This is a genomic window from uncultured Mailhella sp. (assembly GCF_944324615.1).
Classification (GTDB): Bacteria; Desulfobacterota; Desulfovibrionia; order Desulfovibrionales; family Desulfovibrionaceae; genus Mailhella.
The window spans coordinates 67,343-83,623 of sequence record NZ_CALUWY010000004.1; the positions used below are offsets into that span (position 1 = coordinate 67,343).

The window sequence follows — 16,281 nt, forward strand, 5'->3', positions numbered from 1 at the left end:
ACAGGGGCCTTTCTCAGATGCCGCAGGCTAGTTCAGAAGGGGCCTTTCCACGGGATGGGCCGCTTCCACATGGTCTTCCACTTCCGTGCCCCTGGGAGGCGTGAAGCGGAAGTCCTTGTCGGACACGGAGGCATCGGGCTTCAGGTTCTTCAGCTCGATGGTGTTGGTGTTTCCGTAGAAGTCCATGACCATGGCGCGGCGGATGAGGGACGTCTTCGGGTCGAGCCACAGCTGCGCTTCGGTCAGCTCCGTGGTGGGGTCCTTGGGATAGAGCAGCAGATGAATGAGATCGCCGTCTTCCGGGGACTGGGCGGATTCCACGTCGAAATCGCGGGAAAGGGCGCTCTGGCCGGTGATGACCTGAATGAGGGAACGGGAATCCTCGGCAAGCTCGCGGGAATAGCGGTAGGCCAGTTCCTCGTCGGGCAGGTAGTTCCAGATTTCCTTGTCCGTCACCATCAGAAGTTCGGCATGGGGCGCGGCCGTTTCCCAGCGCACGCGAAGCGGCTTCTGGAAAAGAAGAACGCCTTCGCGCTTTTCCACCACGCCGCTTTCCCTTTGCAGAAGCTGCTGCGAAAAATCGGCGCGGAAGCTCTGCATGGCGGCATAGGCGGCCTGCATTTTTGCCACCGTGGCGGACATGTCCGCGGCAAAGGCGCCCCCGGCGGAAAGGCAGAGGGCGAAGAGGGAACAGAACAGGATACGCAGAGCCTTGCTCATGGTAAACCTCAATCCTCCGGCATGAGGCCGGAAGGAACGGTAGAAGGAGAGCGGCCCGGAAGAGACCGGGCCGCTCCTTGACAAGGGCGGGCATGCCCGCCCGGCATGCTTATTCGGCTTCGTCGTCGGACTGGGTGAGTCCGTAGTTGTCGGCGAGGATGGGGCCGAAGAAGAAGCTGACATCGCTCAGTTCTTCTTCAATGCGCAGAAGCTGGTTGTACTTGGCGATGCGGTCGGAACGGCTGGCGGAGCCGGTCTTGATCTGGCCGGAGTTGGTGCCCACCGCAAGGTCGGCGATGAAGGTGTCTTCGGTTTCGCCGGAACGGTGGGAAACAATGGTGGCGTACCCGGCGTTCTTGGCGATTTCAATGGTGTCCAGGGTTTCGGTGAGGGTGCCGATCTGGTTCACCTTGATGAGCACGGCGTTGGCGAGGCCGTCTTCAATGCCTTCGGCCAGAATGTCGGGGTTGGTGACGAAGAGGTCGTCGCCGACGAGCTGGATGTGGTCGCCGAGGCGGTCGGTGAGCAGCTTCCAGCCTTCGCGGTCGTTTTCGGCCATGCCGTCTTCAATGGAGATGAGCGGATAGCGTTCGGTGAAGTCTTCCAGCCAGTCCACCATTTCCTCGCTGGTGAGTTCCAGGCCTTCGCCGGCGATGACGTACTTGCCGTCCTTGTAGAATTCGGAGGAGGCGGCGTCGATGCCGAGGGCCACTTCCGCACCGGGGATGTAGCCGGCGGCCTCAATGGCCTTGATGAGGTAGCTGAAGGCCTCGTCGTGGCTCTTCAGGTTGGGGGCGAAACCGCCCTCGTCGCCCACGGAGGTGACATGACCGTCCTTGGCGAGAATGGCCTTCAGGGTGTGGAACACTTCCGCACCGATGCGCAGCGCGTCGGCGAAGGTCTTGGCGCCCACGGGCATGATCATGAATTCCTGGATGTCCAGGTTGTTCGGGGCATGCGCGCCGCCGTTGATGACGTTCATCATGGGGGAGGGCATGATCTTGGCGTTCACGCCGCCGAGGTACTGGTACAGGGGCAGGCCGAGGTATTCGGCAGCGGCGCGGGCGGTGGCGAGGGAAACGCCGAGCATGGCGTTGGCGCCCAGGCGGGACTTGTTGTCGGTGCCGTCGAGGTCGATGAGGGTATTGTCCACCTGCACCTGACGCAGGGCGTCGAGGCCCACGATGGCTTCGGCGATTTCACCGTTCACATGTTCCACGGCGCGGGTCACGCCCTTGCCCTTGTAGCGGCTCTTGTCGCCGTCGCGCATTTCGAGGGCTTCGCGGCTGCCGGTGGAGGCGCCGGAAGGCACGGCCGCGCGGCCGACGTGGCCGGATTCGAGGCTGACTTCCACTTCAACAGTGGGGTTGCCGCGGGAATCGAGGATTTCGCGGGCCCAGACGGAAGTGATGGTGCTGTTGTTCATTGAGGAAACTCCTTGGAGATGTGGCCGGACAGAGCCGGGTAAGAGAACGGAATGCTATCGTGAGGCGCGCGCCCCGCCTCCGGCCCAGAGCAGCCGGAGCCCTTCCAGAATGAGGTCGGGCCTGATGACATCGAAGGCCCGGCATATTTTTGCAAGGTCGTGCGCCGCGCCGCCCGTGCCCACGACGAGGGTGGGGCCGGGCAGCTGTTCCTTCAGCCGTTCGCACAGTCCTTCGGTCATGGCGGCGAAGCCGAAGAGAAAACCGTGGTTCATGCTGGTGATGGTGCTTTTCCCTATGCTCACATGCGAATCCGTCATTTCCAGGGAAATGCGCGGAAGCTTGGCCGTGTTGGCGGCAAGGGCGTTGCGGGAGGAGAAAAGTCCGGGACAGATGAGCCCGCCGAGATAGGTGTTGCCGGAAACGCAGTCGAAGGTGGTGGCGGTGCCGAAATCCACGGAAATGAGGGAGGGCGTGTCCGGGAAGAGCCTGCGCGCCGCAAAGGCCGCAAGCAGGCGGTCGGCGCCCACTTCCTGCGGCTGATCGTAGCCGTTGACCATGTCGATGGCAAAGTCGCCGGGGAAGGAAAGGGGGTCCTTGTGCAGGTATCTGCGGCACGCTTCCTGGAACAGGGTGTTCACGTCGGGCACGACGGAACAGACCACGCAGGCGGTGATGTCCTTTGCCGCAAGGCCCTGCAGGGAAAGAAGCTGGATGAGGGAGAGGCCCAGACTGTCGGCCGTGTGTTCTGCCCTGGTGGGCAGGGAATAGGCGGCTTCCAGTGCGTCGGGGCGGGCAAAGACGAGCTTGATGCAGGTATTGCCGATGTCGGCAAGGAGAAGTTGTTCAGACATGCGCGCACCACCCGGGAAAGGAAAAAGGAGAAAAGAGTTTACCCCTTCTTCGCTGCGTGTGCAATGGGTAAATGCCGCTCCTCCGTGGCCGGAAAAGGGCGGCCCTCACGCCTTTTTCTCGTCGTCCTTTCCGTCGTGCCGGGCCAGGGGGTGGGCGGCGTCGTAGACGCGGGAGAGGGCGGCAAGGTCGAGGTGGGTGTAGCGCTGCGTGGTGGAGATGCGGCTGTGGCCCAGAAGTTCCTGAACGGCGCGAAGATCCGCGCCCCCTTCCAGAAGATGCGTGGCGAAGGAATGGCGCAGGTCATGGGGGGAAACGTGCTGGACTATGCCCGCGGCCGTGGCCCGCTCTTCCAGAATGCGCGCGGCCTGGCGCCGGTCCAGCCTTTTTCCGCGTCTGCCCAGAAAGAGGGCGCGTTCCCCCCTTGCGGGCGGCACCTCGCTCCGCACGGCGATCCAGCGCGAGAGTGCGGCGATGCAGGTGTCGCTGAGGGGGACCTGCCTCTGCTTGCTGCCCTTGCCCATGACGACGACATGCCCTGTCTGTGGCCGTATGTCGTTCACATCCAGGCCGAGAGCCTCGGAGATACGCAGGCCGGAACCGTAGAGCAGCTCCAGAAGGGCCTTGTCCCGCAGAGGAAAGATGTCTTCGGGGGAGGCGTTCCCGGCAGGGGCGCGGGGGGCGGAAGGCTCCTTGTCGAGCAGGGCGAAGGTCTGATCCACATTGAGCATGGCCGGATGCCGCTGATCCTGCCTGGGATTGCGCACGCCGGAGCAGGGATCGGAGGCTATCTTGTGCAGCCTGTGCAGGTGCCGGAACAGGGAGCGCAGGGCGGAAAGCTTGCGCGCCATGGAGGAGCGGGCCATGTTCTTCCGGAATAAGGAGGCGGAAAAGCCCTGCACCATCTGCCGCGTGATTTCGGAAGGCCGCTCCAGCGTGGCGCCCAGCTCGTGCAGGTAGGTTTCAAACTCCAGAATATCCAGCGCATAGGCCTGCACCGTGGCTTCGGAGGCCCCTTTCTGAAATTCCAGCCAGGCCAGAAAGGCGGCCGGACCGGCAGGCAGGGAAGCGGTGATTTCCGTGATGCGGCTCATGACACTGCCTCATAGCGGCCGTCGGAAAGACGGCGCACCAGTTTTTTCACTTCCAGAATCATGAGCGTGGCGCTGACGCCTGCGCTTGTCCATTCCCGGCCGCCGTCCTGTGCGGCGTAGAGAAGGTCATCCTGAAGAAGCGGTTGTTCACGCAGAAAGGAAAGAAGATACGCCTCCTCTTCCGTCATGGCCGGTGCGGGGTCGTCCGCCGGGCGTGGGGAGGGTTTTTCCGGAGCACGGGCCTGTTCCGGGGCGGGCGCGGAGGCTCCGGCCGGGCACAGGTCTGGGAGATGTTCGGAGCAGTCCGCCTCAGGGAGGGCTTTTTCCGGAAGGGAGGCCTGCTTTTCCTGCAGGGAATGCTTCAGGTGCGGGAAGAGATCGGCAAGAATGTCCGCCGCCCGGAATACGGGGCGCGCCCCTTCAAGCAGCAGCTTTCTTGTGCCCTCGCGGTACGGGCCGCGGAAGGCGTCCGGCGAGGGCACATAGACGTTTCGTCCCTGTTCGGCGGCAAGGCGCGCCGTGATGAGGCTGCCGCTTGCGACGTGTGCGGCCTCCACCATGAGCACGCCCAGGGAAAGCCCGCTGATGATGCGGTTGCGCACGGGGAAGGCCCCGGGGCCGGGCGTGCTCCCGGGCGGCATTTCGCTGACGATGAGGCCGCGCTCCGCCATGCGCAGGTACAGTTCCCTGTGCCTTGCGGGAAAGATCATGTCCACGCCGCCCGGCATGACGGCTATGGTGCGGCCCGGCCCGGAGAGTGCGGCGCGGTGGGCGTATCCGTCCACACCGAAGGCCAGCCCCGAAACCACGGTGACGCCGGCCCGGGAAAGTTCTCCGGCCATGAGCGCGGCAAGATCGAGCGCCGCGCCGGAACAGTTCCGCGAGCCGACGACGGCGACACAGGGCCCTTCGAGCAGGGAAAGGTCGCCTTTGGCGTAGAAAAGGGCCGGTGCGTCGGGAAGTTCCTTCAGAAGGGCGGGGTAGCGCGGATCCGTCCACAGGATGATGGAGGCGTCGAGGCTCCGCGCAGCCTCCCATTCCGGCCGTGCCGCGGCGCGCCAGTCGTTGCGCACCAGAGCTTCCGCCTTGTGGGAGGGCACGCCCGCCCCGGGCCAGAGGGTGGGATGCGTCACGGCTTCGTAGGCGGAGCCGAAATGCCGGAGCAGCAGGCAGGCGCTCCGGCTGCCCAGCCCCGGGGTGCGGCGCAGGGCCAGTGCGGCCCAGTATTCCCGCCGCTCGTCTTCATCGAGGCCGGCAAGGCCGGGACCCGTCATGCCCGCGCTCTCCCTGTTTCGGCATGGAAGAGCCATGCCGCCTTGGTCATGGCTTCCTGCGTGGCCAGAAGGTAGACCACGTCTCCGGCCTGCAGACGTGTCTGCGCATCGGGATTGTTGTTGATGCTCTCGCCCCGGCGCACACCCGCCGCGGTGACGCCGTGCTCCTTGCGCAGGGCGGCTTCCGCAAGGGTTCTGCCTGCCACCGGACTGCCTTCCTCCACTTCGTAGGCCTGAAGCTGAAGGTCGGGCAGGCTTTCCATGATGGAACCGCCCATGCCGAGCCTGCGCTGCATGCCGTAGTTTTCGCGGCGTATGGCGGAGACGTATTCGTCGATGGTCTGGCGCGGCACGAGATAGTGGTTCAGCACACGGGCGAACACTTCCAGCGAGGTTTCAAATTCCTCGGGAATGACCTCGTTGGCCCCCACCGCCCTGTAGGAGTTCAGATTGCCCAGGAAGCGTGTGCGCACGATGATGTGCAGGGAAGGATTCATGGCCCGGGCGTTGGCGATGATGGCGCGGCTTCCCGCAGGATCGGAGGTGAGTATGGCGAGCGTTCTTGCCGTGGCCGCGCCGAGATGCGCGAGCACCAGGGGGAAGGAGGCGTCACCGTGGCGTATGGGCTCCGTGTCGCGGTAGCGCGCCACGGTGTCGGGATTCATTTCGGAAATGATGTAGGGGATGCCGCAGCGCTTTGCGCCGTGGGCCATGATCTGTCCGCCTATGCCGAAGCCTATGATGATGAGGTGATCCTTGAGCAGACGCCCGTCGCGGATGATGCGGGAGCCTTCCGCATCCGTGACTTCCGTCTCTTCTCCGGCCGCGGCTTCCGCCGTCTGCACGTCGGGCCGCTTCAGAATGACTCCCGCCACCTTCGGGGCAACGCCGATGAGCAGGGGCGTGAGCACCATGGTCAGGATGCTGGCGGCCAGGAAAATCTGATAGGCGTCGTTGCTGATGAGTTCGAGACCGAGGGCGGACTTGGCAAGCACGAAGGAGAATTCTCCCACCTGCGCCAGACTGAAGGCGGCAAGCAGCGCCGTGCGCATGGAATACTGCAGTATGCGCACGGCAGGGACGGCCATGAGTATCTTGGCCGCAATGATGCCCGCCGCACACAGGGCGATGACGGGCAGATGGGAAAGGAAGAAGCCCACGTTGAGCAGCATGCCCACGGAAATGAAGAAGATGCTGGAGAAGACCTCCTTGAAGGGCAGGATGCTCTCCAGCGTGTTGAGGCTGTATTCCGACTCCGCCATCATGAGACCGGCCAGAAAGGCCCCCAGCGCCAGAGAAAGGCCGAGCCAGGAGGTGATGAGCGCCACGGCGAGGCAGAGGCCCAGCGTGGTCATGATCATGAGTTCGCGGCTGCGGGTACGCACCACGCTGAACATGAGGCGGTGCAGGATGAACTTGCCGAAGAGCAGGATGCCGCTGATGACGAGAAGGCCCTTGCCTGCGGCAAGGATCATGGAATTCATGTCGAGTTCCAGCCCGCCGGTGAGCAGGGGGAAGATGAGCACCATGGGCACGATGGCGAGGTCCTGGAAAATGAGCACGGCAAGGCATACCTGCCCCTGCGGGGATTCGGTGAGCGCCTTCTGCTGCAGAATGCTCAGCACTATGGCCGTGGAGGAAAGCGTGACCATGCAGCCGTACACGATGCCGAGCCGCGGGCCGCACCACCAGAAGGTGAGGGCGAACACGAAGGCCGTGGTCAGAAGCACCTGGGAGGAACCGCCGAGAAAGAGGGGCTTTTTCAGGCGTACCAGTTCCTTGCCGGAAAGCTCCATGCCTATGGAGAACATGAGGAAGGCCACGCCCACGTCGGCCATGGTGTCCACGGCTTCCGGGCTGGGAATGAGTCCGAGGGCGGAAGGCCCGCACAGCACGCCGGTAAGCAGAAAGCCCACAATGGAGGGCAGGCGGAAGCGGAGGCAGACCAGAACGACGATGATGGAAAGAATAAACAGTACGACGATTTCGTGGAGTATCAGCTCTTCCATGGCGAGTCCATCCTGCGGAGTCCTCCGGGAGAGGAGGAAGACGGCGGAATCTGGTTCCGCCGGAATCGGTATTCTATAGAGCTTTTTTTCAGAAATCGCAACGGAGCGGGAAAGGGATGCGCCCGGAATGCCTTGGGAAGCCCGGTTTCTGACGAAGAAGGAGAGGGCGTTTTTTCAGGCGGAGGCCCTGCGCCCGCCACGGGCAGGCGGCCCGTGCCCTGCGCCGCGGCGGAGTTTTTTTTTCAGAGACAAAAAAAACGGAGGCGGGGAATGCCCACCTCCGTCGTTTGAAGGTGTTGCGGAAGAACTACTTCCAGTTATCCATGCTGCAATGCTTCACGCGGTCGCGTTCTTCGGCGGCCTTGCCGTCGTTGAAGCGGTCGAGCGTACCCACGAGGTACCCGGTGATGCGGCGGATACGCTCGAACTTGACATTGGAACCGACGAGAATCTGGTCGGTGGCGGCAGCCACATCGGATTTGCAATGAACCATGAGAACGCTCCTTAGAGTTTGATATTCGCAATTTTGTCGTGGGCTTCGCTGCGTTCGTCGCTGTTGCGGCTGTCGTGGATGTAGCCCTTGATCTGTTTCAGAACGGAAAGGGGGATGCCTTCGCCGTCATGGCGCCCGCAACGGGGGCAGACATCGCCGATGATGCCAGTATAACCGCAGACCGGGTCGCGGTCCACAGGGTGGTTGATGGAACCGTAGCCTATGCCCATTTCCTTCATGGCCTTGACGATGTCTTCGAAGGCCTGGAGGTTGTTGAGCGGGTCACCGTCCACTTCCACATAGCTGATGTGGCCGCCGTTGGTGAGCGCGTGATAGGGCGCTTCAAGGCGCAGCTTGTTGAAGGCGTTGATGGGGAAATACACCGGGATGTGGAAGGAGTTGGTGTAGTAGTCCCTGTCGGTGATGCCCGGAATGCTGCCGAAGAGCTTGCGGTCGTACTTGACGAAGCGGCCGGCGAGGCCTTCGGCCGGGGTGGCGATGACGGTGAAGTTCAGGCCGGTTTCCTCACCCTTGGCGTCGGACCGTTCGCGCAGGGTGCGCACGATGCGCAGCCCGAGTTCCTGCGCTTCTTCGGATTCGCCGTGATGCACGCCGATGAGCGCCTTCAGGCATTCGGCAAGGCCGATGAAGCCCGTGGTCAGCGTACCGTGCTTGAGCACTTCGCCCACTTCGTCGTTGGGGGCGAGATCATCGGAATCCAGCCAGATGCCCTGTCCCATGAGGAAGGGATAGTTGCGGCAGCGCTTGTGGCTCTGGATTTCCAGCCTTTCGAGAAGCTGGTCGAACACCAGGGTGATCTTTTCGTTGAATTCCTCGAAAAAGCCTTCCACGTCCCCGCGATGCTTGAGTCCCAGACGGGGCAGGTTGATGGACGTGAAGGAGAGGTTGCCTCTGCCGAAGGTGGTTTCGCGGTCCTTGTCGTAGCGGTTGGCCATGACGCGGGTGCGGCAGCCCATATAGGCCACTTCATGGTTGGGGTCGTCGCCCTTGAGATAGGGGGCGTTGAACGGCGCATCCATGAAGGAGAAGTTGGGGAACAGACGCTTGGCGGACACGCGGCAGGCCAGCTTGAACAGATCGTAGTTGGGATCGGTGGGGTTGAAGCTGTAGCCTTCGCGTACCTTGAAGATGTGGATGGGGAAAATGGGCGTTTCGCCGTTGCCGAGTCCCGCATCTTCGGCCAGAAGGGTGTTCTTGATGACCATGCGGCCTTCGGGCGAGGTGTCCGTGCCGTAGTTGATGGAGCTGAAGGGCACCTGCGCGCCGGCGCGGCTGTGCATGGTGTTCAGGTTGTGCAGCAGCCCTTCCATGGCCTGGTAGGTGTCTCTGTCCGTCTTGGCGATGGCCTTTTCGATGACATGGTCGGCTTCGGCCGCAGGCAGGCGCCGGGTGAGCGTTTCGCGCACGAAGGCGAGCCCTTCCTCATTGAGGATGGAACGGAAGGAGGCGTATTCCCCGGTGGGGAAGGAATAGGCGCGCAGGGCGCTCTTCACTTCGCCGCGGAAATCCTCGGGGGCGTCGCGCATGTCGAGGGCAAGGTCGATGTTCTTGATGAAGCTGCGGGCCACGCCGGGAGCGAGGCCGTATTCAAAGTTGGGAATGCTCTGTCCGCCGTGCTGATCGTTCTGGTTGGACTGAATGGCGATGCAGGCCAGGGCGCTTGCGCACTGAATGCTGTTGGGCTCGCGCAGGAAGCCGTGACCGGTGTTGAAGCCGCCGTTGAACAGCTTCTTGATGTCGATCTGGCAGCAGGTCGTGGTCAGCGACAGGAAATCGAGGTCGTGAATATGGATGTCGCCTTCCTCGTGGGCGCGGCTGAACTCGGGCGAGAGCAGATAATTCTTGTAGAAGGCCTTGGCTGCCTCGCTGCCGTAGCGGAGCATGGTGCCCATGGGCGTGTCGCCGTCGATATTGGCGTTCTCACGCTTGAGGTCCAGTTCCTTGGCATCGGTGAAGGAAAGATCCTTCAGCGTGTTCATGAGGCGGGTCTTCATTTCGCGCACGCGGGTGCGTTCGTTGCGATACAGGATGTAGGCCTTGGCGGTACGGGCATGACCGGCTTCGATGAGGACCTTTTCCACCAGATCCTGCACATGCTCCACGTCGGGGGTGTCGTTGCCTTCGGCTTCGAGCATGTCGAGCACCTGGTCGGCAAGGTTGCGGGACATGGCGCGGTCGGTGCCGCCCTGAGCTTTTGCCGCACGAAAGATCGCCTCATCTATCTTGGCTATGTCGAAAGGAACTACGCGCGAATCTCGTTTCTTGATGAAGCGGATCATAACCTTTTCTGAAACCTCTGAACCTTTTATCCTGGCCGGGGCCAGGGTATGCGCCGGATATTCGGCGTTACAATAACTGTTTGGCTATACTGACAAAAACAGCCGGAATTCCAAATTCTGCGAACAAGGTTTTCAGGCGTCTTCCAAGGAACGGGAACCCATCTTTCCCGAACCTGAGAAGAAGAGCCTAGCCTGCCGGAAGGAGCGGGTCAAGCGTCGTTCCGAAAAGAACGGAAGCTTAGCGGAAGTTCCGTTCATGAGATTCGACTGAGGGCGCGGCTTCGGCGCATTCTAAAAAAATTTTTTGTGCGGGAAGCGGGCCCGGACGGGGCGCGTCGCACTCTTGACAAGGGACGAAGTCACGGGTAAAAGGGTTCCACGCAGTGGAAGGTGAGGTCCATTCCGGATCTTGCCTTTCTTACATCCTGATGCACCGCGCAAGGCGGTCTGGTAGGGTGGCCTGACGACGGCCTCCCTTTTTTTATTATATAAGGTATGATGCATGGGAAAAGGTCTTTCTGCTGAACAGATCATCCGCCGTGTCCGTGAAGCGGCGGAACCTGTGATAGCTTCTTTCGGCCTGATGCTCTGGGGCATTGAAGTGGTGGCCGGAGGGCGCACGGTGGTGCGCGTGTATGTGGACGCTCCGGCGGGCCGTGCCGGTGCCGCAGAGGCCGGAAACGGCGAAGACGGCGTGCTGGAGGGCGTTTCCGTCGATCAGTGCGCGGAAATTTCCCGCATGGTCGGACTGGCCCTGGAAGTCGACGAGGTATTTTCCGACGCCTGGGTGCTGGAAGTGTCTTCCCCCGGTCTGGACCGTATGTTTTTCGAGCCCGCCCAGCTTGCTTCCTATGCGGGGAGCGACATCGACGTGACGCTTGCGGACCCGCATCCCGATATTCCCGGGCGGCGCAGGTTCAAGGGGCCGCTCAAGTCCGTTTCCGACGGGCAGTTCATCATGGAGGTGCTTCTTGCGCCTGCCTCGGGCGAAAAGCCCGAGCCTGCGGATGTGGTCATCCGCTGGAATCAGGTCAAAAAGGCGCGCCTCATTCCCGTTTTTCCTGACACCAGCAAGCCCGGAGCCGGAAAGAACGCAAAGAAAGCGTCCGGCAAAGGCGGAGGTAAAAAAGCATGAGCCTGGAACTGAAGAAAGCCATTGAACAGATCAGCAAGGACAGGGGGCTTGACCGCGACATGCTCGTCAGCACCCTCGAAGAAGCCGTGCGCACCTCCGTAACGCGCAAGTACGGCGACGATCTGGACGTGGAAGTACATTACAGCGACGATACCGGGGACATCGAGGTCTTCCAGTTCAAGTTCGTGGTGGATGAGGTGGAAGACCCGCTCACCCAGATTTCTCTGGAAGAGGCGCGTCAGCACGATCCCTCCATCCAGATCGACGACGAAATGGGCTTCCGCCTCAAGGTGGAGGATCTCGGCCGCATTGCCGCCCAGTCCGCCAAGCAGGTCATCATTCAGCGTATGCGCGACGCCGAGCAGGAACTCATCTATGAGGAATTCAAGGACCGCGTGGGTGAAATCGTCAGCGGCATGGTGCAGCGCCGCGACAAGGGCGGCTGGGTCATCAATCTCGGCCGCACCGAAGCGCTGCTTCCCCGCGAGGAGCAGATTCCCCGCGAACATTACAAGCGCAACGACCGCATCCAGGCCCTCATCATCGACGTGCGCCGCGAAGGCCGCGGCCCGCAGGTCATCATTTCCCGCGCGCACCGCGACTACATGGCGGCCCTGTTCCGCCGCGAAGTACCGGAAGTGGATGACGGCAGCGTGCAGATCATGGGCGTGGCCCGCGATCCCGGTTCCCGCGCGAAGGTGGCCGTGCTCTCCCGTGAGCGCGACATCGACGCCGTGGGCGCCTGCGTGGGCGTGCGCGGTTCCCGCATTCAGAACATCGTGCAGGAGCTGCACGGCGAGCGCATCGACATCGTGGTGTGGAACCCCGATATCGCCACCTATGCCCGCAATGCTCTGGCTCCGGCCGTGGTTTCCCGCATCAATGTGGACGAGGCCGCCAATCTTCTGGAAGTCACCGTGCCGGACGATCAGCTCACCAACGCCATCGGCCGCAAGGGTCAGAACGTCAAGCTCGCGGCCAAGCTGCTGGGCTGGAAGATCGATATCTTCACCGAATCCCGCTACCATGAGGCCAATGCCGCCGGACGCGGTCTGGAACAGGTGGCCAGCGTGGCCGAGATTCCGGTGGACAAGCTGATGGAAGCCGGGTTCCGTTCCCTCGACGCCCTGCGCGGCGCCACCGACGCGGAACTTGCGGAAAAGCTGGATCTTACCGATGCGCGCATTGCCGATCTGCGCGCCGCCGTGAACTTCCTCAGCCCCGTGGTGGAAGGCGATTCCGTGGAAGAGGAAAAAACGGAAGCGGGAGAGGAATAGCAGCATGGCGGAAAGGCAGGGGCCCGTCCGCATGTGTGTCGTGTGCAGACGGCGCTTTGCCAAGTCGCAGCTTATGCGTCATGTGCCTGCCCCAGAAGGCGTCGCCGCCGGGAACGGGCTTGAAGCAGACAAAGCTCAGACAAGGCCCGGCAGAGGCTGGTATGTGTGCGACGACCCGCAGTGCCGGGAGCGTTTCGCAGGCATGAAGTTCAGGCGCAAATCTCACAAGGGGAGCAAGAATGGATAGAATCAAGATAAAGGATGCCGCAACCGAGCAGGGCATGAAGCCCGAAGAACTCGTGGCCCGCCTGCGCGAGGCCGGGATAGAAAAGACGGTAAAAGGCTCTCTCTCCCCGGAAGAATACGAAAAAGTCAAGGTCAAAAAGTCGGAGGCCTCTGTGGAAGTTGTCCGCAAGGATGTTATTATACGTCGTCGTTCCAAGCCGGCAGCAGCGGAAGCTCCTGCCGCGCCCGTAGTGGAAGAGAAGGCCGCGCCTGCCGTCGCGGAGACCACGGCCGCCGCTCCCGAAGCCGCCCCTGTGGAGGCGAAGGCCGCGCCTGCCGCGGAAAAGGCCCCCAGAAAGGCCAGAGCTCCCCGCGAAGCGGCTCCCGTGGCCCGCATTGTGCGCCCTGCCCGCGTTGTGACGGAAGCTCCTGTTGAAGCCAGGGTGGTGGAAGCTCCCGCTCCCGCCGCGCCCGAGGCCAGAGTGGTGGAAAAGCCCGCGGAAAAGGCTGTCGAAAAGCCCGCCGCCGTGGAAAAGCCCGTTGAGAAGCCTGCGGAAAAAGTGGTGGAAAAGCCCGTGCAGGAAGTGAAGGCTGCTCCCGCTGCCGAGGCTCCCGCCGTGGAAGCCCGTCAGGACAAGGCTCCCCGTGCCCGCAAGGTGGAAGTGCCTGCCGCGCGCATCGTGACGCCGAAGCCCGCCCCCGTGCAGGCCGCTCCCGTGCGGGAGGAAAAGCCCGCGCAGGAAGTGAAGGCCGCCCCCTCCGCTGAAGTGAAGAGCGAAGCGCCCAGGGGTGACCGTCCCCGCCGCGCTCCCGCCGCCTCTGCGGAACCGGAAGGTTCTTCTCAGCCCAGCCTGCTGCCTCCGGTGCAGGAACGCCGCCATACTCCCGAGGAAGGGGAAGGCGAGGACGCCCGCAAGAAGGCCCAGAGCCCCGCAACGGAAGGCGCGCCCCGCGTGCGCGTGATTTCCCGCCCCGATCCCACCCAGGCCCGCATCGTGCGCCCGGCTTCTCCTTCGGAAGGCCGCTCCGGCCGTGACGGCGACAGCCGCCGCGACGGCGGACGCCGTGACATGCGCGATTCCCGCGCTCCGCGCCCCGACGCGCGCGAAGGCCGCGACGGCGACAGCAGAGACCGTGACGGCAGAGATCGCGACAACCGCCGTTCTTCGGGCAACCGTCCTTCCGGCGGTCGTTCCTCCGGCGGCGCGCCCTTTACGCCGCCCTTCGGCCAGCAGCCGCCCATGGAAGGGGAACAGAGCCGCAAGAAGCGCAACAACAAGAGCCGCCGTTCCGTGGACTTCCCCCAGGATTCCGATGATTTCAGCCGCCGTCACGGCGGTCCCGACATGGACGACGATGAAGGCATGGTGCGTACCCGCCGTTCGCACAAGCCCAAGAAGCAGCAGCATCAGGCGCCCAGCCAGTCCACCCAGCCCATGAAGGCCGCCAAGCGCAAGATCCGCGTGGAGGAATCCATCCGCGTGGCGGACATGGCCCATCAGATGGGCGTGAAGTCCAGCGAGATCATCAAGATTCTCTTCGGCCTCGGCGTGATGGCCACCATCAACAACGCCCTGGACATCGACACCGCCACCCTGGTGGCTTCGGAATTCGGCTATGAAGTGGAAAAGGTGGGCTTCTCCGAAGAAGCGTACCTGCTCCCCGCCACTGCCGATACTCCGGAAATGCTCAAGCCCCGTCCGCCCGTCGTGACCATCATGGGCCACGTCGACCACGGCAAGACCTCGCTGCTCGACGCCATCCGCAAGACCAGCGTGACCAGCGGCGAAGCCGGCGGCATCACCCAGCACATCGGCGCCTATCACGTCAAGACCAAGCGCGGCGACATCGTGTTCCTCGATACGCCCGGCCACGCGGCCTTCACCGCCATGCGCGCCCGCGGCGCCCAGGTCACCGACCTTGTGGTGCTCGTGGTGGCTGCCGACGACGGCGTCATGGAACAGACCCGCGAAGCCATCAACCACTCCCGCGCGGCGGGTGTGCCCATTCTGGTGGCCGTGAACAAGATAGACAAGGAAACCGCCAACCCCGACCGCGTGCTGCGCGAACTTTCCGAGCTGGGCCTCCAGCCCGAGGAATGGGGCGGCGATACCGTGGTGGGCATGGTTTCCGCCAAGACGGGCAAGGGCCTCGACGACCTTCTGGAACTCATCGCCCTTCAGGCCGAAATTCTGGAACTCAAGGCCAACCCCGACAAGCCCGCCCGCGGCCATGTGGTGGAAGCCAAGCTCGACAAGGGCCGCGGCCCCGTGGCCACCGTGCTGGTGCAGGAAGGCACGCTCCATCAGGGCGATGTCTTCGTGTGCGGCGTGTTCTCCGGCCGTGTGCGTGCGCTCTTCAACGACCAGGGCCGCAAGATCAAGGAAGCCGGACCTTCCATGCCTGTGGAAATCCAGGGCTTTGAGGGCGTACCGGAAGCCGGTGAGGAGTTCGTGTGCCTTGACGACGAAAAGACCGCCCGCCGCATCGCCGAATCCCGCGCCACCAAGCTGAGGGAAAAGGAACTGGCCAAGGTCTCCCGCGTGACTCTGGAGAACTTCCTCAAGCAGAGCGCGGACGCTCAGGAAACCCAGGTGCTCAACGTGGTGCTCAAGGCCGACGTGCAGGGCTCTCTGGAAGCCATTACCGAATCCCTGCGCAAGCTCAGCACCGAGAAGGTGCGCATCGACATCATCCATGGCGGTGCGGGCGCGATTTCCGAATCCGACGTCATGCTGGCTGCGGCCTCCAACGCCATCATCATCGGCTTCAACGTGCGTCCTACGGCCAAGGTCAAGGAAGTGGCGGAACAGGAGCAGGTGGATATCCGCTTCTACGACATCATCTACAAGCTTGTGGATGAGATCAAGAGCGCCATGGCCGGCCTTCTGGCTCCCGTGTCCAAGGAAGTGTACCTCGGTCAGGCCGAAGTGCGTCAGACCTTCTCCGTGCCCAAGGTCGGCCTCATCGCCGGCTGCATGGTCACGGACGGCAAGCTTACCCGCACGGCCAACGTGCGCCTGCTGCGCGACGGCGTGGTGGTGTACACCGGCAAGATCTCTTCCCTCAAGCGCCTCAAGGACGACGCCCGCGAAGTGGTGCGCAACCTTGAGTGCGGCGTGGGCCTTGAGAACTTCCACGACATCAAGATCGGCGACGTCATCGAAGCCTTTGAACTGGTGGAAGAGGCGGCCTCTCTCGACTAACGGAAGGATGCGCCGCAAGGCGGAACCTTACGCATGAAACGCGGGCGGAAAGCACATGCTTTCCGCCCGCTTCGTTTAACAGCGCTTCCTTGAAAGAAGCCTGCACAAAGGTTCCCGCGTGTTCTTCAGGCAGGCTTTTTTATCCCTTTCCTGCGCCGTTCAGCGCTCTTTTCCGGTGGGGAGGAGGGGAAATACCGCAGGGCGGGGAAAAAGGCTCCAGATGCCTCTGAAGCGTGCCGGAAACAGCGCGCGGGAGCCTTCCTTGTACGGCA

The 16,281-nt window shown here is 62.9% G+C and carries 12 protein-coding genes; 4 read left to right on the top strand and 8 right to left on the bottom strand.

Going from position 1 to position 16,281, the window contains the following annotated elements; genetic code table 11:
- Positions 1-27 precede the first annotated feature (27 nt).
- From Q0K07_RS01960 to Q0K07_RS01995, 8 genes are all read right to left on the bottom strand, one after another.
- Positions 28-720 (bottom strand): outer-membrane lipoprotein carrier protein LolA, encoded by a 693-nt coding sequence (locus tag Q0K07_RS01960; protein ID WP_294555680.1) that lies wholly within the window; start codon positions 718-720, stop codon positions 28-30.
- A gap of 109 nt (positions 721-829) precedes the next feature.
- Positions 830-2,146, bottom strand: a complete 1,317-nt coding sequence (eno, locus tag Q0K07_RS01965) for a phosphopyruvate hydratase (RefSeq protein ID WP_294555682.1) — start codon at positions 2,144-2,146, stop codon at positions 830-832.
- A gap of 54 nt (positions 2,147-2,200) precedes the next feature.
- Entirely contained in the window at positions 2,201-2,998 is a 798-nt protein-coding gene (locus Q0K07_RS01970) for a type III pantothenate kinase (protein WP_294555685.1), read from the bottom strand.
- A 105-nt stretch (positions 2,999-3,103) separates the two neighbouring features.
- Positions 3,104-4,090, bottom strand: coding sequence for a tyrosine recombinase XerC (locus tag Q0K07_RS01975; protein ID WP_294555688.1), 987 nt, complete (start codon positions 4,088-4,090; stop codon positions 3,104-3,106).
- A complete protein-coding gene (gene dprA / locus Q0K07_RS01980; protein ID WP_294555690.1) occupies positions 4,087-5,364 on the bottom strand; it encodes a DNA-processing protein DprA in 1,278 nt (425 codons plus the stop codon). The genes Q0K07_RS01975 and dprA overlap by 4 nt, the downstream gene beginning before the upstream one ends.
- The gene (locus tag Q0K07_RS01985) at positions 5,361-7,373 is read right to left on the bottom strand and encodes a cation:proton antiporter (protein ID WP_294555692.1); all 2,013 of its coding nucleotides are present in this window, start codon (positions 7,371-7,373) and stop codon (positions 5,361-5,363) included. The genes dprA and Q0K07_RS01985 overlap by 4 nt, the downstream gene beginning before the upstream one ends.
- Before the next feature lie 307 nt (positions 7,374-7,680).
- The gene (gene nrdD / locus Q0K07_RS01990; RefSeq protein WP_077073998.1) at positions 7,681-7,866 is read right to left on the bottom strand and encodes an anaerobic ribonucleoside-triphosphate reductase; all 186 of its coding nucleotides are present in this window, start codon (positions 7,864-7,866) and stop codon (positions 7,681-7,683) included.
- Between the two features lie 11 nt (positions 7,867-7,877).
- A complete protein-coding gene (locus tag Q0K07_RS01995; protein ID WP_294555696.1) occupies positions 7,878-10,166 on the bottom strand; it encodes an anaerobic ribonucleoside triphosphate reductase in 2,289 nt (762 codons plus the stop codon).
- A gap of 502 nt (positions 10,167-10,668) precedes the next feature.
- Here Q0K07_RS01995 and Q0K07_RS02000 point away from each other — a divergent pair.
- From Q0K07_RS02000 to infB, 4 genes are read left to right on the top strand one after another with little or no spacing between them, the layout of a single operon-like run.
- Complete coding sequence (locus Q0K07_RS02000) at positions 10,669-11,301, top strand: ribosome maturation factor (protein ID WP_294555698.1); 633 nt, start codon at positions 10,669-10,671, stop codon at positions 11,299-11,301.
- The gene (gene nusA / locus Q0K07_RS02005; RefSeq protein WP_294555699.1) at positions 11,298-12,578 is read left to right on the top strand and encodes a transcription termination factor NusA; all 1,281 of its coding nucleotides are present in this window, start codon (positions 11,298-11,300) and stop codon (positions 12,576-12,578) included. The genes Q0K07_RS02000 and nusA overlap by 4 nt, the downstream gene beginning before the upstream one ends.
- A gap of 31 nt (positions 12,579-12,609) precedes the next feature.
- Positions 12,610-12,825, top strand: coding sequence for a DUF448 domain-containing protein (locus tag Q0K07_RS02010; protein WP_367178863.1), 216 nt, complete (start codon positions 12,610-12,612; stop codon positions 12,823-12,825).
- Positions 12,818-16,009 (top strand): translation initiation factor IF-2, encoded by a 3,192-nt coding sequence (gene infB / locus Q0K07_RS02015; protein WP_294555703.1) that lies wholly within the window; start codon positions 12,818-12,820, stop codon positions 16,007-16,009. The genes Q0K07_RS02010 and infB overlap by 8 nt, the downstream gene beginning before the upstream one ends.
- Positions 16,010-16,281: the final 272 nt, after the last annotated feature.